Annotated in this window: 19 protein-coding genes and 1 other RNA gene; 10 read left to right on the top strand and 10 right to left on the bottom strand. The window is 42.4% G+C overall.

The annotated features are described in order from the left end of the window. The coding region (locus LBQ60_09535; GenBank protein ID MDR2038152.1) for an aldehyde dehydrogenase family protein at window positions 1–545 on the bottom strand (545 nt) is incomplete at its 3' end. Window positions 546–962: 417 nt separating this feature from the next. On the opposite strand from LBQ60_09535, the gene LBQ60_09530 reads away from it, so the two are divergent. Continuing rightward, window positions 963–1,883 (top strand): hypothetical protein, encoded by a 921-nt coding sequence (locus tag LBQ60_09530; protein ID MDR2038151.1) that lies wholly within the window; start codon window positions 963–965, stop codon window positions 1,881–1,883. Between the two features lies 1 nt (window position 1,884). After that, entirely contained in the window at window positions 1,885–2,217 is a 333-nt protein-coding gene (locus tag LBQ60_09525) for a hypothetical protein (GenBank protein MDR2038150.1), read from the top strand. An 874-nt stretch (window positions 2,218–3,091) separates the two neighbouring features. On the opposite strand, the gene LBQ60_09520 is transcribed toward LBQ60_09525, so the two are convergent. The 5 genes from LBQ60_09520 to ffs all read right to left on the bottom strand — a co-directional run bounded on the left by LBQ60_09520 (window position 3,092) and on the right by ffs (window position 7,858). After that, on the bottom strand, window positions 3,092–4,450 hold the full coding sequence (locus LBQ60_09520) for a hypothetical protein (GenBank protein MDR2038149.1): 1,359 nt from the start codon (window positions 4,448–4,450) through the stop codon (window positions 3,092–3,094). A 519-nt stretch (window positions 4,451–4,969) separates the two neighbouring features. Further along, complete coding sequence (locus LBQ60_09515; protein ID MDR2038148.1) at window positions 4,970–6,190, bottom strand: S-adenosylmethionine:tRNA ribosyltransferase-isomerase; 1,221 nt, start codon at window positions 6,188–6,190, stop codon at window positions 4,970–4,972. 2 nt (window positions 6,191–6,192) lie between these two features. Further along, on the bottom strand, window positions 6,193–6,933 hold the full coding sequence (locus LBQ60_09510) for a DUF3307 domain-containing protein (GenBank protein MDR2038147.1): 741 nt from the start codon (window positions 6,931–6,933) through the stop codon (window positions 6,193–6,195). Then, window positions 6,930–7,631, bottom strand: a complete 702-nt coding sequence (locus LBQ60_09505) for a hypothetical protein (protein MDR2038146.1) — start codon at window positions 7,629–7,631, stop codon at window positions 6,930–6,932. Before LBQ60_09505 ends, LBQ60_09510 begins: the two co-directional genes overlap by 4 nt. 127 nt (window positions 7,632–7,758) lie before the next feature. Further along, window positions 7,759–7,858, bottom strand: an RNA gene (gene ffs / locus LBQ60_09500) — signal recognition particle sRNA small type. Between the two features lie 157 nt (window positions 7,859–8,015). Between ffs and LBQ60_09495 the strand changes: the two genes are divergently transcribed. The 5 genes from LBQ60_09495 to LBQ60_09475 all read left to right on the top strand — a co-directional run bounded on the left by LBQ60_09495 (window position 8,016) and on the right by LBQ60_09475 (window position 15,396). Beyond that, window positions 8,016–8,585, top strand: coding sequence for a DNA-3-methyladenine glycosylase I (locus LBQ60_09495; protein ID MDR2038145.1), 570 nt, complete (start codon window positions 8,016–8,018; stop codon window positions 8,583–8,585). 406 nt (window positions 8,586–8,991) lie between these two features. Further along, a complete protein-coding gene (locus LBQ60_09490) occupies window positions 8,992–9,429 on the top strand; it encodes a hypothetical protein (protein ID MDR2038144.1) in 438 nt (145 codons plus the stop codon). 92 nt (window positions 9,430–9,521) lie between these two features. Continuing rightward, entirely contained in the window at window positions 9,522–10,850 is a 1,329-nt protein-coding gene (locus LBQ60_09485; GenBank protein ID MDR2038143.1) for an efflux RND transporter periplasmic adaptor subunit, read from the top strand. 111 nt (window positions 10,851–10,961) lie between these two features. Further along, the gene (locus LBQ60_09480; GenBank protein MDR2038142.1) at window positions 10,962–14,078 is read left to right on the top strand and encodes a CusA/CzcA family heavy metal efflux RND transporter; all 3,117 of its coding nucleotides are present in this window, start codon (window positions 10,962–10,964) and stop codon (window positions 14,076–14,078) included. A gap of 130 nt (window positions 14,079–14,208) precedes the next feature. Beyond that, window positions 14,209–15,396, top strand: a complete 1,188-nt coding sequence (locus LBQ60_09475; protein MDR2038141.1) for a TolC family protein — start codon at window positions 14,209–14,211, stop codon at window positions 15,394–15,396. 11 nt (window positions 15,397–15,407) lie between these two features. On the opposite strand, the gene LBQ60_09470 is transcribed toward LBQ60_09475, so the two are convergent. From LBQ60_09470 to LBQ60_09460, 3 genes are all read right to left on the bottom strand, one after another. Continuing rightward, on the bottom strand, window positions 15,408–16,799 hold the full coding sequence (locus tag LBQ60_09470) for a S41 family peptidase (protein MDR2038140.1): 1,392 nt from the start codon (window positions 16,797–16,799) through the stop codon (window positions 15,408–15,410). A gap of 217 nt (window positions 16,800–17,016) precedes the next feature. Beyond that, a complete protein-coding gene (locus tag LBQ60_09465; protein MDR2038139.1) occupies window positions 17,017–18,015 on the bottom strand; it encodes a malate dehydrogenase in 999 nt (332 codons plus the stop codon). Between the two features lie 169 nt (window positions 18,016–18,184). Then, a complete protein-coding gene (locus tag LBQ60_09460; GenBank protein ID MDR2038138.1) occupies window positions 18,185–19,120 on the bottom strand; it encodes an NADP-dependent oxidoreductase in 936 nt (311 codons plus the stop codon). A 390-nt stretch (window positions 19,121–19,510) separates the two neighbouring features. Between LBQ60_09460 and LBQ60_09455 the strand changes: the two genes are divergently transcribed. The 3 genes from LBQ60_09455 (at window position 19,511) to LBQ60_09445 (ending at window position 23,599) form a co-directional block, all read left to right on the top strand. Then, complete coding sequence (locus tag LBQ60_09455; GenBank protein ID MDR2038137.1) at window positions 19,511–21,043, top strand: NAD(P)H-hydrate dehydratase; 1,533 nt, start codon at window positions 19,511–19,513, stop codon at window positions 21,041–21,043. A 117-nt stretch (window positions 21,044–21,160) separates the two neighbouring features. Next, on the top strand, window positions 21,161–22,234 hold the full coding sequence (locus LBQ60_09450) for a DUF4831 family protein (protein MDR2038136.1): 1,074 nt from the start codon (window positions 21,161–21,163) through the stop codon (window positions 22,232–22,234). 27 nt (window positions 22,235–22,261) lie between these two features. After that, entirely contained in the window at window positions 22,262–23,599 is a 1,338-nt protein-coding gene (locus LBQ60_09445; GenBank protein MDR2038135.1) for a sodium-dependent transporter, read from the top strand. On the opposite strand, the gene LBQ60_09440 is transcribed toward LBQ60_09445, so the two are convergent. After that, complete coding sequence (locus tag LBQ60_09440) at window positions 23,600–24,388, bottom strand: 4Fe-4S binding protein (protein MDR2038134.1); 789 nt, start codon at window positions 24,386–24,388, stop codon at window positions 23,600–23,602. Between the last annotated feature and the right edge of the window lie 460 nt (window positions 24,389–24,848).

Raw genomic sequence — 24,848 nt, 5'->3', positions numbered from 1 at the left:
CTCCACTGTAAAATTTCCGTGGTTTCTTCCACACCTCCCTGCACCACATACAAGTATTCCGGAGGGAAATTACTATTGATCAGTTCAGCCATTATCTTCATAGTATTTTCCGGCAGCTCACTCGGCTTCACGATACATGTATTGCCGGCAGCCATTGCTGTGGCCATAGGCAGTAATGTCAACTGATAAGGATAATTCCAGGCTCCGATGATCAAAGTGCATCCGAACGGTTCGCTGTAGATGTAACTTTTCCCGGGAAAATTCGCCAGGTTCGTTGCAGCTTTACGGGGCTTGCTCAGTCTGGATAAATGCTTGACAAAATAATCAATCTCATTGTATACCAGGGCCAATTCCGTCATATAAGTTTCAAAAGCAGATTTGGAAAAATCCTTGAAAATGGCTTCGTTGAGTTGATCCTCGTTGGCTTTAAGGATATTCTTCAGCTTTAACAGGTTTTCTTTACGGAAAGAGACCTCTTTTGTTTTCTGTGTCCTGAAAAAAGATTGCTGGGACCGGAATATTTTTTCAACATCCATTGGTGTCATATCATTGAAAGGTTTGTGTGGTTCATTTTGTCAGCGTTACAAATATAGTAAAAGCCGAGAGGCATCGCAAGCTTGCTTGCAGATGTCCGAGGCGCATTCTATATTATGCAAATATAGTGAAAGGTGAGAGCAATTGTAGAAAGCTTGCTTTAAAAAAATTGCCGAACCGCATCCTATATTCTACAAATATAGTAAAATCCGGGAGACATCGCAAGCATGCTTATAGATATCCGAGGCGTGTTCTATATTCTATAAATATAGAAAACAATCTGATCCGGGTGAAAATTTGTCCTGATGGTCTTGCAAAACGGCTTTGGTTTTGTTATATTTGTGAATTATAGGATGCACCTCTGACGGGTTTAATCAACTTTGGCTTTCCTCTCGGTTTTCACTATTAATAACTTATACCCTCACAATATGCAAATACTATGTAAAATATCGAATTACCGGATAATCCTTGCAATCGGTGTGCTTTTGTCATCATGCAGCGTATTGACAAAATCGCAGTTACAACTTGTGAACAACGTGACCATTGTCTCCGACAGCGTAGTATCCACCCCATCGGTTATTTTTAAAGAACTGTCGACCATACGAACGGAACGCGGGTTGTATTATGCCGCATCGCTGACTACGGCTGCTGCACGCGAAAAAGAGATCAACGCGTTGGTAACATCTGCGGTCGAAGATGAAAAAATAGTGGTGAGCGCCAATACATACATCAATGTCATCAACAGCTATCTGCGTGCATTACGAAGCATCAGTGCCGAGGCGCGTTGGAAAAGCTACGGAACGGAATGGCGGGGTATAGGGCGCAATGTCGATTCGTTATGGTTACGCGTCAACAAAACAGGACTGATAGAATATGAAATACCGGTGGGGTGGGCAAATCTATCCGGCCAGTATGCCGGATATATGAGTGAAAATTATATGCGGTTGAGACAGGCAAAAACCGTCAGGGCATTTGTTACTGAAGGGGACACGCTTATTGCGGCATGCGTGGACGGCCTGGTGAAACTCTTAAAGGAAGATGGTCTTATAGAACTGATCGATAACGAGGAAAAAGGATTGAAAAGTAATTATGAAGCATATCTTTACCGTTTGGAATTATCGGAACAAATGCCGGATATCAGTTATGACAGGCAATATATAGCGCTTTCTCACCGGATGCTACATGTGAAGAAAACTCGCACCCGTTGTATCACCGCTTTGCAAAGCTTCAAACGGGCGCATCACAAACTGGTGAATGAGCTGGAGAAACGTAAAAAGATCAATTATGTGTATGAAGAGTTACTGGAATTGAATGCATTGGCGTTACAGTTAAATCACATGCTTAAATAAAATGACTGACAATAAAACACAAACACTAAAAGAGCTGCGCGCTTCCATGAAAGACATAGATATGAAGCGCCGGAGCGAGCATCTTCAGGACAACGAACGCGAAGTACTCGAGATGGCAGCAGTCGCATTGCGCGATGCGGAACGCCTGGCCATAGCCAAAATACAAAAGCAGCTCATCAAAGATCTGCAGGAACAGACTGCGCGTTTGAATGAACAGTCAAAAATCATCCGCGCGAAAGTAAGCGCCATAAATAAAGTACCCAAAGTACTGGATAGTATAGAATCAGCCATCAAAATGGCTGTAAAGATCATTACGGCAGTAGCAAAATGGTAAAGTGACAGACCCTCAATATTTATATATGAATTGAATAGTTCCATCGATACTAAGTTGGCTGACTTATACCGTTTTTTCACTTTTCCAGTGTTTTACACACTCGTCGCAAATATTAAGTTCATTTACATTTAATTGATTATAAAACTTTTTTATATTCTGGGCTAACATGCCTGGATAAATGTTTTCCGGCATTTCCGGTTTATATCCGATCGAATGGCAGATCATACATTCATTTAACCACTTTTTTATTTCCGGATACATTTTTGTGTATTGCCTTTTTTCTCTGTTTTTAGAAGACATTCTAAATGTTTTATCTAATTAAATTCCTATGTGTTAATTTTCTCAATGAGCATTTCAATTCTATGTTCTTCGATTCATAATCAACCGATCTGTTTATATAATCTTATTTGTATTCAATTTATTATATGTTTTTGTATTTTCAAACATGCTTGGTTTCCATTACGAAAACTAAATCTGTCCGATTTAAATCATATTTGGTTCGGCTTCGTTTATTATTCCGACCCCAGACAATAAATATATTTAATCTTTCTGTTATTGGAGCGATCATTTATGGTCTTATCCTAACCAAAATGAAAACTTTCAAAATTATATATTTTCGTCCACTAAAGCTAAGTTGGCACAGTTCTTAACGAAGTTGAAACGCTTACTGATTATCTGGCGTTTTATCCTTTTTTGTTTTTTATTTCTCATATCACCAATAATACTTTTTGCCATTTTGTATCCTTTTTCAATCGATTTATTTACAATAAATCTGAGGCAATCCTCTAATCATATAATATTAGGATTCTGTTTTTTGTAAACAGATAGCCAATATTCAGCAGACTGGTATTTTGTTGATTTGCGGTAGTCTATTTTAGATTTTTTCTATACTATTCAATTCTTCAATTTCCACATTAGCTTCTTTAAAATAATGAGACTCCTCTTTAAATTTTTTATATTCTTCTGTTTGCCTAATTTCTTCAAAAATTGGAAATTCTTCTAATCGTTCAATATTTAATTGCTTTGAATCTAATGCTAGTGGAAGTTTTTTTAAAAAGGCTTCAGTTTCTCCTCTTAGAGCAAAAAGCCCCAATTGTAAGATTTCTATTTTATCAGAAAAATCGACTTTTTCTATTGTGGTTTTTATTTCTTCAAATTTACCTTGTCGTTTCATACTTAACCAATAATTCAACTGTGCAATAACTTTATCAATTGGTTTAACTAGTGAGTCATTAATTATAAAATATGATAACCCTTCTGATATTTCCCAACGAGATTTAAGTAAATTCTCGTAAACAATATGAGATAAGATATCTCCACGTAAAATGTCTTCTTTGTCAAGCTTTTTCCAAAGTTCAGCAGCAATTAAAATAAATGATTTATGTAGTTTACATATTGCATTATTTAAATACTCTTTATCAACATCAAGAGTGTCTTCAATCTTAATATTTTCTCTATTATCTTCTTTGACTTTTGATAAATAAATAGAATTTACAATTCCTCCATTATGAACTAACAAATTTCTTCTTTGATAAATTTCAATTAATTCATTTTCAATTGAAGTAAGATAACCTAAATTTAAAGATAATTCTGTTTTTAAAACACCAATCCAACTCTCAAAACTACTTCTCAATATCTCCTCAATTTTGTTATCAATTAAGAACTTCTCAGCATCTGTAATTGTTCCAAAACTTTTCAAATCAGATAGAGTCATGGTTTTCTTTTGAATTCCTGTCGATTCAGGAAATTTGTCATAGTAAAAATGTAGAATTTGAGAGAAAAACCACTCAACGGAACTTAACAAAGAAATCAGTGAATTTTTATATAAAATTGAAATATGTAGTTTTGATTGTCCAAAATTTTTCAAATCTTTTTTAACATCTTCATCAATATCTTTTTTTGCATTTAATGATAACTTAAAGCCTGTGTTTTTTGATTCTTCACTTTCTTCTTTAAGTATATCAATATCGACGTCAAGATCTATTGGTCTTTTATATATTTCCAATACCTCATTATCATATCTCTTTTTTTCAATTTCATATTTTTCTTTTTCTTCAGGTTCCCAGTCTGTTTTCTCTGCTAGTATTTTTCCCACAAGATTAGACATTATTAGTGCGTTAAACTTTTTGCTATGTTCATCTTGTCTTTGGTTTAAAAAAAGGTCAATCAAATCAACAAATTCTCTAAGTTCAATAATATTTTTGTTGAATTCAAGTATGTGTTTGTCGAACATTGTTTTTATTTTTAATATTGAATAGTTTGACATTCGTCTCGGAAGTCAAATGTTAAAAGTAAGTGGACTCCTTATTTATCAACTCAACTGGTGTTAGATCATTATGTTGTACAAATCGTATTTAGATATAACATCTCATTTTTTATCAGCTAATTATTTCTTTTTCTAAGTCCGGCTGGTTCATCATAGAGACATTGATTGTTTTTTCATGTACTATATAAGTTTTAAGATATTTTATGACTCTTTGATTTAACATAACAAACTTATAAATAGGTAAACTTTTTACTATAATATGAGTTTTATACATTAACATATTTTTATGAGTTTTTACTTCTACTCTGAATGAATTAAATCATTAACTGTTGTTTTCATGCATTTCTTTTCAAGAAAAAACCATTAAAGTTATCCTCATATCCAGCAAATCTAATATAAAAAATCAAATTAAGCAACAAGAATTGTAAAGCGTTTCCAATAAAACTTTACTGAAAGATATACAAAAAAGCTGATTTGTTGGTAAGATTATGAACCGGATAATTCCAGCAGCGAGCTATCCCCATAGCTTAGAAAGCGAAAATCATGTTCCAGTGCATATTGGTAGATATCTTTCCAATGTTCGCCTGTAAAAGCGCTCACTAATAGCAGCAGTGTGCTTTGGGGTTGGTGGAAGTTGGTGATCAGCCTTTGGCAGACCCGGAAGGTATATCCCGGAACGATCATGATCCGGGTGGAAGCATATAGCGTATTTATGCCGTTGGCTTCCATTGCTGTGATCAGCGAGGATAAGGCATCGTTTAAACTGATGTTTTGCGGCAGATCGTAGGCTTCCCACTGTTCCAGTTTCATCCTGCGGATATCCGCTGCAGGCTGCATGAGTTTTACCCCCAGCCAGTAGGTACTTTCCAGCGCTCTTAACGAAGTCGTTCCCACTGCGGTCAATACTCCTTTATTGTCCAGCAAACGGCGCAGAAAACCGATAGGAACGGAGAAAAATTCGGTATGCATCTCGTGTTCGCTCACTTCGTCCTGTTGTACCGGACGGAAGGTTCCAGCCCCTACATGTAAGGTGATCTCTTCCAGTTGTGCTTCTTTTTCCCTGAGCCGTTGCATGATCTCCGGGGTGAAGTGCAGTCCGGCCGTAGGAGCTGCCACCGATCCCTTATGTTTTGAATACACTGTCTGGTAACGCGTTTCATCTATTTCTTCGGTGTCGCGGTTCAGGTAGGGTGGGATAGGAGTATGCCCGAAAGCATCCAGTAAAGTGCCGAAATCGATCCCTCCGGTCCAGTCGAAGCGGATCAGCTGGTACCGGCTGGTGCCCCCGGTTCGTTCCGCCTGTAACTCTATTGTTTGGCCATTCAGCGACACTTCCCTTTTCAGGGGGCCTGATTTCCATTTTTTCAGGTTACCCACCAGACATTTCCACACCACGCTTTTCTGCTGGGAAAAAGATAGTTGGTAGTCCGGTGGATCATGCGGCTCGAGGCAGAAGATCTCGATGCGGGCGCCTGTTTCCTTTTCCATTTCTATACGTGCCCGGATCACGCGGGTATTGTTGAACACCAGCATATCGCCGGGAGCGATGTAGTCGGTCAAGCGGGTAAAGATATCTTCGCTGATCTTTCCGTTGCGGTATACCAGCAGTTTGGAACGGTCGCGTTCCGTCAGCGGATACCTGGCGATCCGTTCGTCGGGAAGATCATAGGTATAATCGGTGATTCGAAGCTGTTCTACGGAAGGCATGGTCAGATCAGGATTTGCAGCAGGACGCCGGTAGCGATCGCCAGGGTGAAACTCAGCAGGGTACCTACCAGGATATATTCGGTGAGCGCCCGTTCCTTCGATTTGGTCAGTTCGCCGAAGCGGAAAATGGATTTCGCGGCAAACAGGAACCCGATTCCTTCGTAGTAGGACATCAGGATAAAGGTCAGGATGAGGATGCGTTCCAGGTAACCGATCCATTCACCCGCTTTTTCCAGCCCTTTGGCCTCATCGGCGCTGTTTGTCCTGATCGCATGTTCCCAGCGGCTGACCACAAGCCCCACTACTACCGACACCGGTTTGGTGATGATCAGGTACGCCACGGTAATAGCGATGATCCTGTAATGGGAAAAAATCGATGCCGTCAGCGAAGCAAAGGCTTCCCACTGTCCGGTATAGCCGAGCCAGCACAGCAGGATCACCAGCAGGTGCAGGAACTGGTCGGTCAGGAAAAGCGGAAGTATGTTTCTTTTACAATAAGTCTTACCCAGGTCGATCAGGAAATGGGAACCAGCAATGATAAGCGGAATAAGCCATTCGGTATAGATTCCGCAGAGCATGAAAGCCAGGTAACTCAGCACTCCGGCGCTGAACGTGTGGTAATATAAGGAAAACGAACGGATCTTTTTGTCATCCCGCTCTTTGACATCGCGGTTGGTCTGCAGGAAGAAGTCGGCGATCACATGCGCCGCTACCAGTAACCAGAGCAGATTCATCAGGTTCATGACAGTTGTGGGATTAAAGTTTCGAAACGTTGGCACAGCAGGTGGATACATTCGATATTTCCCGATTGCATCCTTCTGCTGAAGGACGATTGCGTGATACCCATCATCCCGGACAGTTCGGTTTGTGTTTTTTCGTATTCCGACAGGTAATGAAAAGCCGCTGCCGACTGGGCGACGGTCCACCGTTTTACGATCGTGTCGGCCAGCAACAGCTGTATGCGGAATTCCTCATTGAAACGTTTGTCGAAGGTTTCCGCCCTGATGCGTTCATCCTTATTTTTCATTCCGTCCAGGGCATTACCCGAAAGGACGAAAGCGGCCCCATCCGATTCCGAGATATTCCGGGAGATAAAACTCACATCGTCGTATCCCACTGCAATCCGGGCGTCCCATATCGAAGACAACCGAGCTGTGTGCCCTTTCATAACGGTCATGCTCCTGATTTTTGCACGGATGATAAAACTCATACGAAGGGCGTATTCCGGACAGGAAACCCTGGCCTGGAAACTATCACCGCGGAAAAACTCAAGTGCTTCCCCCTGTCGGTTGCCACATAATTTCCGGTCTACCTCCGGATATGCATCTTTCAGTACCCGGATCAGTTCTTCACGGTATGTCTTATCTATATTCCTCGAATGGACGATATCTCCTGTAATGATCGCTGCTTTTTTCATGCCTGTACAGATAACTTCCGGCAAATATACTTCTTTTTATAATATGCAGCTTAGTCTGCATAATTTAATTTTATGCATTCTCATATGCATAATTGTTATTTATGTAATTGTAGATTCATGAAGTGTCCGGTGGAAAGTTAAGGGAAATAAAAAAGGGTAAGCTGACTATATCGCACCGCTACAACCGTTTACCCTTGCTACCTTCCGGTCCTGGGGGAGTTCAACAGGAGCTGGTCGTATAGGACTTACCCGGCACAAAAGTACAAAATAATTTGATTCTGCCTATCATTTTCTGATGAAAAAGATAGATATTGGTCGTCGGGTGTTGTATTTGTTTGAATGACATTTGATTATATTTGTTCGTCAGATTACGGTAAACAATTTTTATCTTTGTCAAAAAGTAAAACAATGAACGATCAAAAACAACGTTGCAAATGGTGCGGTAGTGATCCGCTGTATATTAAATACCACGATGAGGAATGGGGAAAGGAAGTGACCGACGATGATACCCTGTTCGAGTTCCTGGTGCTGGAAAGCGCGCAGGCCGGACTGAGTTGGATCACCATCCTTCGTAAACGGGAGATGTACCGGAAGGCATTTGCCGGTTTTGACGTCAGGAAAGTGGCGCAATTTACCGACACCGATGTAGAACGTTTGTTGCAACCTGAATCCGGAATTATCCGGAATCGCTTGAAAATAAGGTCTACTATTTCCAATGCCGTTCATTTTATGGAAGTGCAAAAAGAATTTGGCAGCTTTCAGAACTATCTGAAGGGTTTTCTCCCCGATGGAAAACCTATTATTAACCATTTTAAAGATTTAAAGGATATACCTGCTTCCACACCTGTTTCCGATGCCATCAGCAAGGATATGAAAAAACGGGGTTTTAAATTTTTCGGAACCACCATTTGCTATGCCTATCTGCAGGCCGTCGGCTATGTGGATGATCATGTGACGGGTTGTTTTTGCAGGAAGTAGGAGAGTGGGGGAGTGGAAAGTTGATAAAGTTAGAAAGTAGAAAAGTTTATAAAGTTGGAATGTTAAAGGCGGGAGTGTCGCGGGTGTTAAATTGATTGGTTGCACCTGGTTGGGAAATCTTTTCGGAGAAGTCCTTGTTTTAGATGACTGGAGAGGCACTGTTAGGCGGAGTGCTACAAATCTTGCGGATCTGAATAGGTATATCCGGGGATTCCTGAGTATGTTGGCATTTTTATTTTTAATGGCATATCAGAGCTGGCTGATCACTATATTGTATGCTCAGGCGAAAGGCAAAGAAAAATGATTTAATCGAAATTGTTTTCTGTATACAGCTGATTATTTTTCCGTCGGTGTGTTTCATATTCAGCTTTTTTCGTATTTTTGTAGTCATAAAACAGAGGCATTGATGTTAAAAAACAGCACGAACATATTATTGACATTATTGGTCAACGCGGTTTTGTTGACTTTTACGGTCGTGCCTCATCACCATCACGGTGAGATCATCTGTTTTTCCCTTTCCCATATTGAACGCCACGACAATTGTGATGCAACCTGTCATCATGATGCCGAAGAAACGGAAGATGATACTTCTGCCGGAACCGATTGTTGCAGGATATCCGATTGGGTGCTCACTCATGTGGAAGACCACAAGCACGATATACGTTGCGGATGTTGTACGGGTAACGACAATGACTATCCGCAACTAACCGTTCTTTTCGATCTTTACGAAGAACCGCTTTTTATACAGAAAGGCTTGCCGTTCAGGCAGACACCTTTTAAAGAAACCTACCTGCAAGAATTTGTAAGCTGTGTTTTAGGCTTACGCGCTCCTCCTGTTTGTTGATATGAAATAAAACCGTTTATACGGTTTGTTTGTGATAGGCTGCCATGTTATAAATGTGGTAGCGGTTATTTCATATTTAAATATCAACAAAAATGAAGTTTATCAGTTATATTATATGTCTGTCGATGTTATTTACAGCCTGTAACAACAGACAATCATCCCACAACCATGAAGGCTGCGACCATGATCATGACCACGATCATGGAAAAACCGAACAGGTCCAGACGGCACACCAACACCATGACGGAGAGGAATGTGACGGAAACCACGATCATGATCACGACCATCAGCATGATGCAGAGCACAAACATGACGATAATCATGAATGCGACGGGAACCATGACCACAGTCATGACGGCCATAACCACGCTGCTACCGCAGGTGGACATGAACATGCAGCGGACGAAATCGTGATTGAACCAGAACAGGCTAAGAAGCTGGGTGTCCTTTCCCAACAGGTACAACCGGGAACATTCAGCATGATCATCAAGACCAGCGGACAGGTACAGGCAGCACAGGGTGACGAAACCACTGTCGTAGCGCCCGTAAGCGGGATCGTATCATTTTCCAGGCCCTTGTCCGAAGGCGCTTCTGTTAAAAAAGGCGAATCCCTGCTGAGTATTTCGTCGCAAAACATAGCGGAAGGTGATCCGGTAGTCAAAGCTAAACTGGCCTATGAGACTGCCGAAAAAGAATACCGCCGTGCTGTTTCCTTAGTGAAGGATACATTGATATCTCAGGCGGAATTCGAACAGGCGCACCTGAATTTCGAAACCACCAAAGTGACTTATGATGCGCTGTCCAAAAGCCAGACAGGAAAAGGAACCAGTGCCTCGTCATCTACCGGCGGATACATCAAGAACCGGCTGGTTAATGAGGGCGAATACGTCACTACCGGACAGCCGCTGCTGACCGTATCGCAAAACCAGAAATTGTACCTCAGGGCCGATGTGTCGGAAAAATATTATGCACAGCTCCCGGCAGTCATATCGGCTAATTTCAAAACACCTTACGATAATCAACTATACCGTTTAGAAGACCTGAAAGGGCGTCTGGTTTCCTTCGGGAAATCGGCAAATGCTGCTTCATTCTATATTCCGGTCGTATTTGAATTCGACAATGTCGGTACTTTTGTTCCCGGCGCCTTTGTCGAAGTCTACCTGCTGACGGCGAAAACCGACAATGTGTTGACGCTTCCGCTGGGTGCGGTGATCGAGGACCAGGGATTGTACTTTGTTTTCGAACAGATCAGTGCGGATGCCTATAAAAAGCAGGAGGTGAAAATTGGGGATGACAACGGGCAGGATGTCCGGATATTGTCCGGAATACATCCCGGAGACCGTATCGTAACGCAGGGTGCCTTGCATGTGAAACTGGCAAGCAACGCCTCTTCCTTACCCGAACATAGTCACAGCCATTAAAATAAATGGAGAATGGATAATGAAGAATTGAGAATGATCTGGTTTTATTCTCAATGATCCGTTTTCCATTGAGTTTACAAACTCAACGGAGTTAACTTCAATTCAAAGAATATGTTAAATAAAATCATACATTTTTCACTGAACAACAGGCTTCTGGTGCTGGTCTGCGCTGTACTGCTGTTCATGGCAGGTATCTATACCGCAGTCGATATGGAAGTGGATGTTTTTCCCGACCTGAATGCGCCTACTGTGGTGGTGATGACCGAAGCACAAGGAATGGCTCCCGAAGAAGTGGAGCGCATTGTTACATTTCCTATTGAAACGGCAGTAAACGGAGCGACAGATGTCCGTCGCGTGCGCTCTGCCTCTACTACCGGATTTTCCGTAGTGTGGGTCGAATTCGACTGGGGAACGGACATTTACCGTGCCCGGCAGATAGTTTCCGAAAAACTGTCTGTTGTGAGTGAATCCTTACCTGATTATGTCGGAAGTCCTACTTTAGGGCCGCAGACATCCATACTGGGAGAGGTGATGATCGTCGGGCTTACCTCCGATACCACTTCTTTACAGGAATTACGTACTATAGCCGACTGGAATATACGTCCCCGCCTGCTTTCGATCGCGGGCGTGGCACAGGTGACCGTACTGGGAGGAGATATCAAGGAATACCAGATACTGCTCGATCCGGCCCGGATGAAACATTACGGGGTCACATTAACCGAGGTCCGTGAAGCGGTGGATGAAATGAACCGCAATTCTACCGGAAGCGTACTATATGAATCCGGCAATGAATATATTGTGCGGGGGATGTTGTCCACCAACAATACCTCACTGATGGGGAAAGCGCTGGTGAAAACAGTCAACGATATGCCTGTTCTGCTGGAAGATATTGCCCGGGTACAGGTCGGCAATAAAAAGCCGCAAATCGGTATTGCTTCGGAGCGTGCTCATCCCGCAGTATTGCTGACTGTAACCAAACAACCCAATACCGGAACCATCGATCTGACGGAAAAGCTGGATGTTGCTCTGGCGGACCTGCAGAAATCCGTTCCCGGCGATGTACATATTTCCACGGATTCGTTCCGCCAGTCACGTTTTATCAACAGTTCCATCAGCAATGTACAGGACGCGCTGCTGGAAGGTAGCATTTTCGTGGTGATCGTGTTGTTCCTCTTCCTGATGAATATACGTACCACTGTTATCTCATTGGTGGCTATTCCTTTGTCCCTGCTGGTAGCTATCCTCACATTAAAAATATTCGGCATGACCATCAACACGATGAGTCTTGGCGGTATGGCCATTGCCATTGGTTCGCTGGTAGACGATGCCATTGTGGATGTGGAGAATGTGTATAAGCGGCTCCGGGAGAACCGGATGAAGGCGGAAGAAGAGCGAAAAAGCGTGATACAGGTGGTCTTCGATGCATCCAAAGAAGTACGTATGCCTATCCTGAACTCCACGCTGATCATCATGGCCAGCTTCCTTCCCCTGTTTTTCCTTAGCGGGATGGAAGGCCGTATGTTGCGTCCGCTGGGTATTACCTTTCTCGTATCGTTGTGTGCTTCCACTGTGGTGGCTTTGACGTTGACTCCGGTATTGTGCAGCTATCTGCTCGGGAAAGAATCCAAAAACAAAACCGGAAGGGAACCGATCGTGGCCCGTACTCTGAAAAAAGTATACCGGAGGGCGCTGGTATGGTCATTGAACCATAAAAAGATCGTGGTCGGCAGTACGCTTGTCCTGCTGGTAGCGGCTATACTCACCTTCTTCTCTTTTGGCCGGGGATTTTTACCTCCCTTTAACGAAGGTTCTTTTACCATTGTGATCTCTACCGTTCCTGGTATCGATATCTATGAGTCCGACAAGCTGGGACGACAGGCGGAGCAACTGATCATGACCGTTCCGGAGATACAGACGATTGTCAGGAAAACCGGACGTGCCGAACTCGATGAACACTCTTTCGGCGGAAACGTATCGGAAATGGAATGTCCGTTTGAACTGGGCAAGCGGAGCAAGGAAGAAGTAATGGCAGAAATTCGGGAGAAGCTGCTGACCATTCCGGGGATCAATATCGAGATCGGCCAACCGATTACCCACCGTATCGACCATATGATGTCGGGGACACGGGCCAATATAGCCATCAAGCTTTTCGGGCCTGACCTGAATCACCTGTACTCCTATGCCAACCGGATAAAATCTGCCGCACAGGGTATTGAAGGGATTGCCGACCTGAATGTGGAACAACAGATCGAACGTGCGCAGCTGAAAATCATTCCTAAAAGAGAAATACTGGCCCGTTACGGCATTACACTGCCCCAGTTCTCGCAAATGGTGCAGGTGATGCTGGCCGGAGAGGTGGTGTCGCAGGTTTATGAAAACGATCGTTCGTTCGACCTGACCGTTAAGGTGGATACCGATGAGATCGATCGGATGAAAAAGATCCGGGAATTGCCGGTGGATGCCGGTGGACGTATGGTTCCGCTGGAATACATCGCCGATATCGTTTCGTCATCCGGACCCAATGATATCAATAGGGAAGGAGTGAAGCGGAAGATCGTCATTTCTGCCAATATCGTCGGCGGCGACCTTCGCGGTGCAGCGGACCATATACAGGAAGCCGTAGAAAACGAAGTACAGCTCCCGGAAGGCTATTATGTCGAGTACGGTGGGCAGTTCGAGAGCGAGAAGGCGGCTTCCCGAACCCTGTATGCCACTTCTATATTTGCCATATTGCTGATCTTCCTGTTGCTGTATAATGAATTTCGTGATACCCGGCAATCTGCAGTGATTCTGTTGAACCTTCCACTGGCATTGATCGGTGGGGTATTCATGATCTGGATTACATCCGGGATTGTCAGTATTCCGGCTATTATCGGATTTATCTCACTTTTCGGGATCGCCACACGTAACGGGATGCTATTGGTCACACGCTATAATGATCTGACAGCTTCGGGCGTATCAAGGTATGAAGCCATCATTCAGGGGTCTCTGGACAGGTTGAATCCCATTTTAATGACCGCTTTGTCTTCGGCATTGGCATTGATACCGCTGGCTGTTAACGGCAGTCTTCCGGGCAATGAGATACAAAGCCCCATGGCACAGGTAATTTTGGGTGGGTTGATCACTTCAACACTGTTAAATATGTTCGTCATACCGCTGGTATATTCGTGGATCGGACATAAAGAGGCAAAAAAACAGATCGTTGAAAACGAAGAACCGGAAAGTTAGAACATTATAATGTTCAAAATTCAAAGTTCAAAATTCAAAAATTTGTAGTTCATCAATCATCGTTTCTGCCGTAGGCAATCTTGAATATTGAATTCGGAACTTTGAACTTCAAAAAATAAATTTTATTCAAATGAAAAATAAAATCATCATTATATGTTGTGTGTTCGGCTTTGTCCTGCAGGGGATCAAAGCGCAATATCCGCTGGATTCTGTATTGCGGCAGATAGAAGCGAACAGCACTACCTTGCAGGCGCTAAGGCAACAGGCCGAAGCGCAGAAGCTGGAAAACAAAACGGGAATTTACCTGGCCAATCCGGAATTCGACTTCGCCTATATGTGGGGGAGGCCTACTTCGGAAGGGAACCGGTACAATATCAATGCCGTACAATCGTTTGACTTTCCCACGGCCTATGCATACCGTTCAAGGGTAGCCGGCGGAAGTAACCTGATTGCCGATTACGGTTACGAGAGTAGCAGGAAGGATCTCCTGTTGCAGACAGGTGCGTTGTGTGTGGAACTGATCTACAGGAACAGCCTGAAAGAAGAACTGGATCTTAGGTTACAGCATGCAGAAAGAATGTCCCGTACGTACCAGGAGTTATTTACCATGGGAAATATAGATATCCTGGAACGTAACAAATCACAGCTGAACCTGTTGAATGCCCGGAAAGCCGCAGAAGCGAACGAAATCGAACGTACGGCTTTGTTGTCGGAACTGCAGCGGTTGAACGGGGGAAAAGAAATCCCTTCCGCGATTATTTATCCGGAATATCTGTTGCCACAGGATTTTGAAGAGTGGTACGAACAGGCGCAGGAAAACAATCCGAACCTGAAATCGATCGCCAAGGAGATCGAAGTCAGCAAGAACAGGATAAAACTAAGCAGGGCGCTGAGCTTGCCGAAATTTTCGGCAGGATATACCAATGAAACGGTGGCGGATGTTACCATGCAGGGATTTACCGTAGGGGTGAGCATTCCCCTGTGGGAAAATAAAAATACCATCAAACAGGCCAAAGTACAAACGGAAGCATGGAAGAATATCGAGACCGATACCCGCCTTCAGTTCTATAATTCATTGAAGACACAGTACAATAAAGCGTACAGCCTGCAGAGTATGCTGGTGGATTACCGTGATGTACTGCAATCGTCCAACAGCGCGGAACTGATGGTAAAGTCGCTTGAACTCGGGAAAATATCCCTGACGGATTATATTGTCGAACTTTCCATTTATTACGAAGCCAAGGATAATATCCTGCAGGCCGAGCGTGATTACTGGCTGGCAGTACTGGAATTAAGACAATGGGACAGCGGACGGTGACAGATATTGTTTTACTTAGAAGCGGATTTTTCCAGTTTTTTGATCATTTCCTGTAATTCTTTCACAGGGAAAAAATCCCTTCTGTCAACAGGCCAGTAGAGGTCGGGGGTAACTGTAATACCCGGACGCTCCAATGGCCTGTTGCTATATCTGGTAGAGCAGTGGAAAAGTGTTTTGGTGTTTGGCGTATTGAAGGGTAATGAATAAATGTAACATTTTCCGGGTTGTCCTGTGGTATTTCCGATCAGTTTTCCCAGGTCATTCTGGGCTACGATCTGGCATAATCCGTTTCCGGCAGAGTAGGTTCTTATTCCCTGTATGATATAAAGGTTCCCGTAGAACCCGGAATGTTGCTTGTCTATGAGAAAATCTTTTGTCAACGGGGATATGTAAACCTCGCCCGGTTGTGTTACATTGGCCTCAAAAGAACCGTAATAATCTTTCATCCGGTCGATATACTGTTGGGACATCCTGGTCGCATTTTCCGATGTCAGGTTTATTACTTTATGTTGTATGTATTTAAATATTTCCATCCATATATCTTCCCCGCCACCGCTATTGCGACTGACATCTATGAACAGATGCCGGATATCTGCTTTTTGAATGGAATCGAAAAAAGGAGGGAGCGACTGAAAATATTCGTTCATTACTTTCTCCGACATGGAACAGGTATTGAGTTCCAGTAATGCAATACTTTCATCAGGATATATATAATATTGATAAGGAGGATTCTGATGCTTTTTTTTATCATATTCAATTCCGGGTAATATGATCTTTTCTACTTTTCCTTTTTTGTTTTTTATATCAACATTAAAAGGACTTTTAATATGGAAGACATGAAATAAATAATAGTTCAGGTCCAACTCATATCTGAACCATGCATAAGGTGGAAATTCAAGGGAATAATAAGGGATCATTTCCTGCATGATTTTCTCGGCAGGTATATTGTTTATCGCCATTACCTCCCATCCGTCATATTTTTCCTTAAGGAATATTTTGTTGTCTTCAATACGTACATCCGGGAATAGTTTACCTCCCGAATCAAGAAATGCAAGTAGGCTATCACCTGATTCGCCTCGGAACATCAATAGTGGGATTGACGTATGCCCATCCAGCAGGTGATTTAGACGCGCCATAATGGAATTGAACTCGCGATGGTTCATGGGTCGGTTTATTTGATTCAATATCAGTCGCTTTGCTCTTTCCAGTTCTTCAAAAGAAGATAAAGCATAAATATTAGGATGTACTTCCGCAAAGGTTTTGAATATAAACCTGGCATCTTCCCTTAGTTGCTCCCTGGAGAATATAACGGAGTCGGGGTGTCGCATCCTCTCTTGTGCCGTGGTATGGTAAGATAATAAAAGTATAAATAAAAGAGAGAAAAGACGAATATATTTTTTCATCATTATTGATTATAAAAATAGAAATATTCAAACATATGTTCCGGCCAAATTGTCCGGATGTTTTTTGGTAGACGTCATTCAGTAGAAATTGTTACATACGGTCTGTTATTTTAATTTCAACAGATATACTATTTTTAATATGAGTAATTTCAATAGAAGTGTAAAGTTTAAGTATAAATAAATAAGCCCGGAATTCCGGGCTTGTTCAGTATTGTTCTTACAGGTTTGGATTAATGGATCTCCATTCGGATACAGGAGGAACAATGGAAGATCCGATAAGTTCATCCCTCAGGTTACAAAGGTGTGAATAACTCTTTTTTAATTCTTCGTGTTCTTCTTTTGTACCTTTTACTGTCTTATAAGAAATTCCGTTTTTATTTAATGTGGTTTCCATCGCCATCATGATATGATCAAATTCGTTATTTGACACATAAGTGCCGACAGGCCATTCAAAACTTTCTCCACCCATTATGGCGCGGATCATTTCCAGGGATAAATATGAGGGACTTTGGAAAGAAGTCCGTCCCCTGAGTTCCAATATCGTTTTCCCACCCTGGATTACTTTCTGTTTGATCGCTTCCCATTGTTCCTTTGTAAGGGATGGGGTTCCGATCAATTCATTCAATAATTTACCATCGACGGTTGTGGTGGACGAAAATACAGCCATTTGTTCACCATGTCCGCCATAGGTCCTGCAGTTTTCTATTTTATCCGGGTCGATCCGGAAATGTTTGGCCAGTTCATTCCGTAATCTCGTACTGTCCAGGGCCGCGAGCGTGCTTACCTGCGATGGTTGTAATCCGGAATACAATAAAACCAACAGACCCGTGATATCGGCAGGATTAAAAATAACAACAATGTGTTTTACATCCGGGCAATAATTTTTCACATCTTTACCGAATTGGATGGCTATTTCAGCATTCCCTCTCAGAAGGTCTTCACGTGTCATTCCTTCTTTGCGTGCAGCACCGCCGGATGTAACAATGTATTTGCTTCCCTGCAGGGCTTTTTTGATATCATCCGTATAAGTAATATTTACGCCTTTAAAACCGCATTGCAGTAACTCTTCAGCCACTCCTTCCAGGCCTTTGGTGTAAGTATCATACAGGCATATATCAGAGGATAATCCCATGAGAATAGCTGATTGGGCCATATTAGAACCTATCATGCCCGCAGCACCCACGATTGTTAGTTTTTCAGATGTTATAAATTTCATGTGAATAAAATTTAATTTTTAATGGTCACATGTAATATCCAATTTTGTTCATTACGTTGGGTGAACAGTATTGTTCATGGATATTTCATACTAATTTATTTTAAGATAACAAGGTCTCCATAAAACCCGGACCACTCAAATTTCAAGATAATGTGATGAATAAACAACTTTACTCTTTTATCCTGACTATCTCCAGTACTATTTTTCCATGGCTGATTTTAGGAGAAGAAGGATCGCCTGATAACACCTTCCAGCTTGTTGCGGCTTCATCCAACGGGTAGGTTAGGGCAATATCGGTTCTTACCTTTCCGTCTTTAATGAGCGTTGTGATCTCTTCGAGATCCTGTGCCGATTGTTGAATGACCATACCAATGGCCGTAATGTTATGTTTTTTAGCTATTTCTTCATGAGCAATGCCGACGGTACTCACCAGGCGGCCACCATCTTTCAGTACTGTATAGGATTTTTCTTCCGTATCGCCTCTTACCAGGGACAATACAAGATCCATATCTTTAAATTCCCTGGTGAAATCTGCGGTTTTAAAATCAATCACCTGATCTGCGCCCAATGACTTTACATATTCAATATCCTTCCCTGAGGCAGTGCCGTATATGGTAGCACCGATAATGCGTGCGAATTGTACGGCAAAGGCACCTACACCTCCTGCGGCTGCATGGATCAATACTTTTTGTCCTTTACGTAACTGTCCGTGTTGGTGTATCGCCTGCCATGCCGTTTCTGCGACATGAGGTACAGAGGCTGCTTCCGGAAAAGACAGGTTGTCCGGCTTCATGACCACTTTATTGATATCGGCAGCAAGGTATTCGGCATATGATCCACCCGGGCAGTTGCCGTAAACAGGTTCTCCCACCCGCAGGGAAAACACGTTTTTTCCTACTTTCTCAATAATACCCGAAAAATCATGGCCGGGAATCCACGGATACTTTACCGGGATTCCACCCGATGCTTTCAACATGTCCAGATGATTTACACTGGCGGCGTATACTTTCACCAATACCTGGTCATCATTGATTTCTGGAACAGGGATATCTTCCACTTTTAATTGTTCGAATGAACCGGATTTTTGTATTCTTACAGTTTTCATTTGTATTGTTTTTATAAGTAAATATCTGTGATTTATTTTCTATCTATAAAAGAAAGAGACGTTTTCTGTCGTTCCTATATGGTACAACAAAGATAAAATTATTATGGAAATTTTCAACAAAAAATATAAACAGGAAAGCATATATGTAATATGAAACAATTAATGTTATACTTTCTGAACGTAGTCAACTTGGTCAATGCGACTTAAGAAAATAATAAATAGCACTGAGTGCTTATGATTGTTTCTTGGGTAGTTTGATACATGAAAATGAATTAAATATCTGGTAACCTGTCGTTGTCCAACCATCGATAAAAAGATAAAAAAATACCTGAAGGTTTTAATTTCAGGGAATTTGAATTAATTTAGTCTTTTGAAATTGAATATTCTTTGATGAAGATATTATCAGCACAAGAAATAAAAACCATTGATGGGTACACCATTGAACATGAGCCTGTAACGTCTGTTGATCTGATGGAACGGGCAGCTTTGGCTTGTACCGATTGGATTACAAGGAATTTCGACCGTCAATGGAAGATAGTCGTATTTGCAGGTCCCGGCAATAATGGCGGGGATGGTCTTGCTATTGCACGGCAACTTTATCAGCGAAAATACCAGGTTAGGGTGTATCTGCTGACGGAGCCTTCCCGGATATCGGAGGATGCAGCTGTAAATTTCGGACGTTTACGAGGAATACGACCTGAGGTACTTACCATGGACCGGATGCCGGAGATCACAGCCGGCTTTCTGGTGATCGATGCATTATTCGGTGTGGGCCTTTCAAGGCCATTGGACGGGCTGGCCGCCCGGATTGTCGATCATATCAATCATACAGCATCGAAGGTCGTATCTATCGATATCCCTTCAGGATTATTTTGTGAGGATAACCGGAACAACCATCCGGAAAATATTATCCGGGCAGACCATACATTGACTTTCCAGCAACCGAAATTATCCTTTTTCTTCTCGGAAAACGATAGCTATTTGGGGAAATGGGAAGTGCTTGATATCGGTTTGCTTCCTGATATTATCGGACAACAGGCATCAAAAAACTATGTTTTACAGGCATCCGATATTGCCTCATGGGTGGTTCCCCGGAAGAGATTTTCACACAAAGGGGATTACGGTCATGCATGTATTGTTGCAGGTCGTCATTCCATGATGGGAGCAGCTGTTTTATCTGTCAGGGCTTGCCTTCGAAGCGGGGTAGGACTGGTAACAGCTCATGTGCCGGGAAAAGAGGGATTTATTATTCAGTTATCCGTTCCTGAAGCATTGGTATCCACAGATGCTCATCCTGAAGCATTATCCTGTATCCCTGATGTGGATATTTATTCTGCAATGGCCATTGGTCCCGGAATAGGCCAGGATGAGGAAACCCGCCAGGCTCTGATTACCTACCTGGAAAAAATCAGGTCTTCTGCGATCAGAAACAAACTAGTATTCGATGCTGATGCCTTGAATATTTTATCCCAACATGAAAATGGCCTGGATCTGTTGCCTCAGGGATGTATTATCACGCCGCATCCGAAAGAATTTGACCGTCTTGCCGGAAACTCAGGGAGCGGATACGAACGATATCTGAAGCAATTGGAGATGGCCCGGAAATATCAGATCATTGTAGTATTGAAAGGGGCTTATACAACCATTACAACTCCGGAAGGTCATTGTTTTTTCAATACAACAGGTAATCCGGGCATGGCTACAGGTGGAAGTGGTGATGTGCTGACAGGAATCATAGTTTCCCTACTGGCGCAGGGAGGGACTCCGGTCCGTGCTGCATGTGCAGGTGTCTGGATACATGGTACTGCAGGCGATATGGCTGCCCGGGAAAACGGTGATTGGTCAATGATAGCTAGTGATATTGTGGATTTTTTAGGTGAAGCCATAAGAGGAATAACACCAGCCGGAAATTTTAAAGAATGAAAATATTTCGCTGATTGATCCGTTCTTTCACATAAAAATGATTATTATTGTAGGATATTTAATCACAGACGGAATACTTTTTATTCCAAATGACCGTAAAAACTAAATATGTAACATATGAAAAGATATTCTTTTTTAGCTGCTGTCGTTTTATTGATGGCCTCTTGTGCTACCACAAAAAACGAAACCACCATATCCCCGTATAAGGGTTCGGAATCTTCAGGCCATAGCGCATTGGTGTATGGTCTTCCGCAAACCCGTTTATATTTTGAGGTGGAACTGGTCAAGACCATTGTAAAAAAAGGACCGTATGCCGAATACGCCAGCCGTATGCTGGGTTTACAGAATGTTCCCATGAAAGATGCGGAAAGCTGGCAGATAGGAAGTATACGTATCAATGATAAGCAGGAAGTCGACAATGCGCAGTTGTATACGGTGTCATTTATTGACTACCCGGGCAATATGGACCGGTTGTTGCGCTTTACCAAAGAAGGTTTATTGCTGGATGTATCGGGTGATAATATTCTGGCCAGTGCCAGTTATTCGGGAAAAGGCAATGAAGATATGCAGTTCATGAGTGTGGCTACTCAGCCGACAGTCACTGAAAAGGTTGATACCATCTATAAAACGGTACTTACCGATACAGCTTTCGTGAAAATTCCGGTACTGCAACGTAAAGTACTTGGAAAAACAGCAGAAGAACAGGCCAGGGAAGCTGCAACCCAGATTTTCAGTATTCGTCAGTGGCGCCTGGATGTATTGAGTGGAAACACTGATTATCATCCTGAAGGAGCGGCTCTGAAGCTGGTACTTGAAGCATTTGATGCACAGGAGGAACAGTTATTGTCGTTGTTTAACGGAGCCAGAGTAGAGAGCCGTTATGTGTATACTTATTCCGCATTGCCGGACAAACCATCCACGACTACCTCTTTGTTTTATTTTTCTGACAGGGCGGGTATTGTAAATAAAAATACCGCAGGAGCCAAAGAAGTGTGGTATCGGGTAGGAGAGGCCGGATCATCGACATCTGTTAATACCAGCAAGCAAGCTTCGAATATTGTTTATTACCGTATTCCTCAGGTAGTGGAAGTGTCTGCAGGAATAGATAAAAACGTATTGGTCAGCCGGCAAAAAACTGTTTACCAATTCGGTAATATTGTATCTTTCCCTTTGCTTGCTCCTAAAAAGTAATAGTACTTTTATTGAAACAGGAAATTAATGACCTCCAGAAGGGATAACTTTTCAGGACGATTTGGAATCATTGCTGCTGCTGCCGGATCAGCCATTGGCCTGGGGAATGTCTGGCGATTTCCTTATGTCTGCGGACAGAATGGAGGTGGCGCTTTTTTGTTATTGTACCTGATTTGTATTGTGTTGATCGGACTCCCTATCATGTTGGCGGAGTTCGGTATTGGCCGCAGGGCCCAAAGCAATGCATACCGGGCTTTTAAAAAATTATCCCCGAAATCGCATTGGTACCTGGTCGGAGTGATGGGGATCGTTGCGGCATTCGTTATCCTCTCTTTTTACAGTGCTGTTGGCGGATGGACCATTGAATATATCATTCGTTCCGCGACAAATACTTTATCCAATGATACGGAAACTGCATTCAATAGTTTTGTATCAGGAGGTTACCAACCCATTCTTTACCAGTTATTCTTTTTGATTTTGACTTTGGGAATTGTTGTTATGGGAGTGAAAAAAGGAATAGAACGGAGTTCTAAAATACTGATGCCGCTTTTACTGCTTCTTTTGATCATATTGTGTGTACGTTCCGTTACATTACCGGGCGCATCGGAAGGATTATCGTTCTTACTGAAACCGGATTTTTCAAAGCTTTCCGGTAATTCCATATTACTGGCGATGGGGCAGGCTTTCTTTTCCCTTAGTCTGGGAATGGGGTGTCTGATCACTTACGGATCATATATTAAACGAAGTGAGGATCTGACTTATTCGGCAGGAATGGTTGCAGGAGCAGACACGTTGATTGCCGTACTGGCAGGGATAGCTATATTTCCTGCTGCTGCAGCTTTTGGTATTTCTGCGGAGTCCGGTCCCGGTCTGGTATTCATCACCTTGCCGAACGTATTTCAGCAAATGGCCGGAGGAGCTATCTTTTCAACTTTCTTTTTCATCTTGTTGTGCATTGCGGCACTGACTTCTTCCATATCCTTGCTTGAAGTGGTCGTTTCTTTTTGTGTGGAGGAAATGCATATGAAAAGGGTATGGGCAACTGTTTCTGTTACTGCGTGCGTATTTGCTTTGGGTATATTGTGTTCTCTTTCGCTGGGCCTTGTACCCGGAATACAGCTTTTCGGGAAAAGCTTTTTTGACCTGATGGACTTTGCCGCTTCTAATCTTCTTCTTCCGGTAGGAGGTTTGTTTATTTCTATATATGTAGGATGGGTACTGAAAAAGCGCATCACAGTGAAGGAACTGACCAACGATGGAACGAAAAAGATGACTTATTTAAGGGTCTTTTTCTTCCTGATACGTTATGTTGTTCCGGTAGCCATTTTAATGGTGTTTATTTTTGGCCTGGTGGGTGGAGAATAATTATACGGAGCAGTATACCAATTCTGGTTCTTTACGTTCAGAATAAGCCTTTATAAATTTTTTCCCGGCTATTTTATAGAGTAATCCCCCGAAATGACGGGCTTTTTGCGGACATACAACAATGCAACGTCCACAGGAAATACATTTTTCTTTAATGGTTTTTCGAGGGGTATTTTGAGGAATTGCCTGTATGGGACATGATTTTACGCAAGTGCCGCATTCATTACATTTTCTATTTCCTTTAGGCTGTAGAGGAATTCCGCCGGGAATTTTATATGGGTGGTTCCCTTTTACTTTCAAACCGGATAAGGAAGAAGTGTCCGTAATGCTTTTTAACAATTCAGCACTTTTATCGGCAAAAGCTTTTATTTTCGTTATATCATCTCCATCCGGGCGATTCGATCCTACTGCAGGAAAAATGGAATGTTGAGCAATGAACGCGCCTGCCGAGACTGTTTTGAAACCATTTTTTTCAACGATGTCCTTCAACTCGAGTAAGGCATCATCATAATCCCGGTTTCCATATACACAAACGACTATCGCAGGATTGCCATTTGATGTAAACCGGTTAATTGCGGTTAGCGCTTTAGACGGGATACGCCCTGCATATACCGGCATTCCTACGATCAGTAGATTTTGATTCTCCAACACAATATCGGTATCCGGAGCATCTTGTGTGATATCGTATTTCGTTATTTTCCCACCTATTTGTTCGGCAATCAACTGTACGACTTTTTTGGTAGTGTATGTGGCACTGAAATAGACTAGGTCAATATTGGTTGTTTTCATATTGGAAAGAGATTAGATGAACTGATTCTTACGCATACAAATGCAAAAGTAAGTATTCTAGATTACGCCACCAATGAAATAATCATTTGTATTGTATATTAAAAGATTTATCTTTGCGGACTCTTTTTTAGAGGATGTGAGTAGTTTGAGGGGATGGTGATTTTGTTATTTGCAGGTTTTTATTTGTCCATTTTTGAGTAATTACCGGATTAGGGCCGTTGTTAACGTTGGTTATAGATGTGGGTTCCGGTTGGTAGTGAAGCGGATACAAAAAAGACAAATAAAAAAGTAAAAAAAGTTTGTATGATAACAAAAAGCACTTACCTTTGCGGCCTCTTTTAGGAGAAGCAAGTTCTTTGAGCGGGGTATTTAAGTCTAAATAAAGAAAAGCGAGCGATTTACGAAAAAAGATAAAAAAAGTTTCAAAAAAAGTTTGCGGATAAAAAAAAAGCAGTACCTT

The organism is Bacteroidales bacterium (genome assembly GCA_031275285.1).
Lineage (GTDB): Bacteria > Bacteroidota > Bacteroidia > Bacteroidales > UBA4181 > JAIRLS01.
This window is presented reverse-complemented; position numbering and strand designations above follow the sequence as displayed.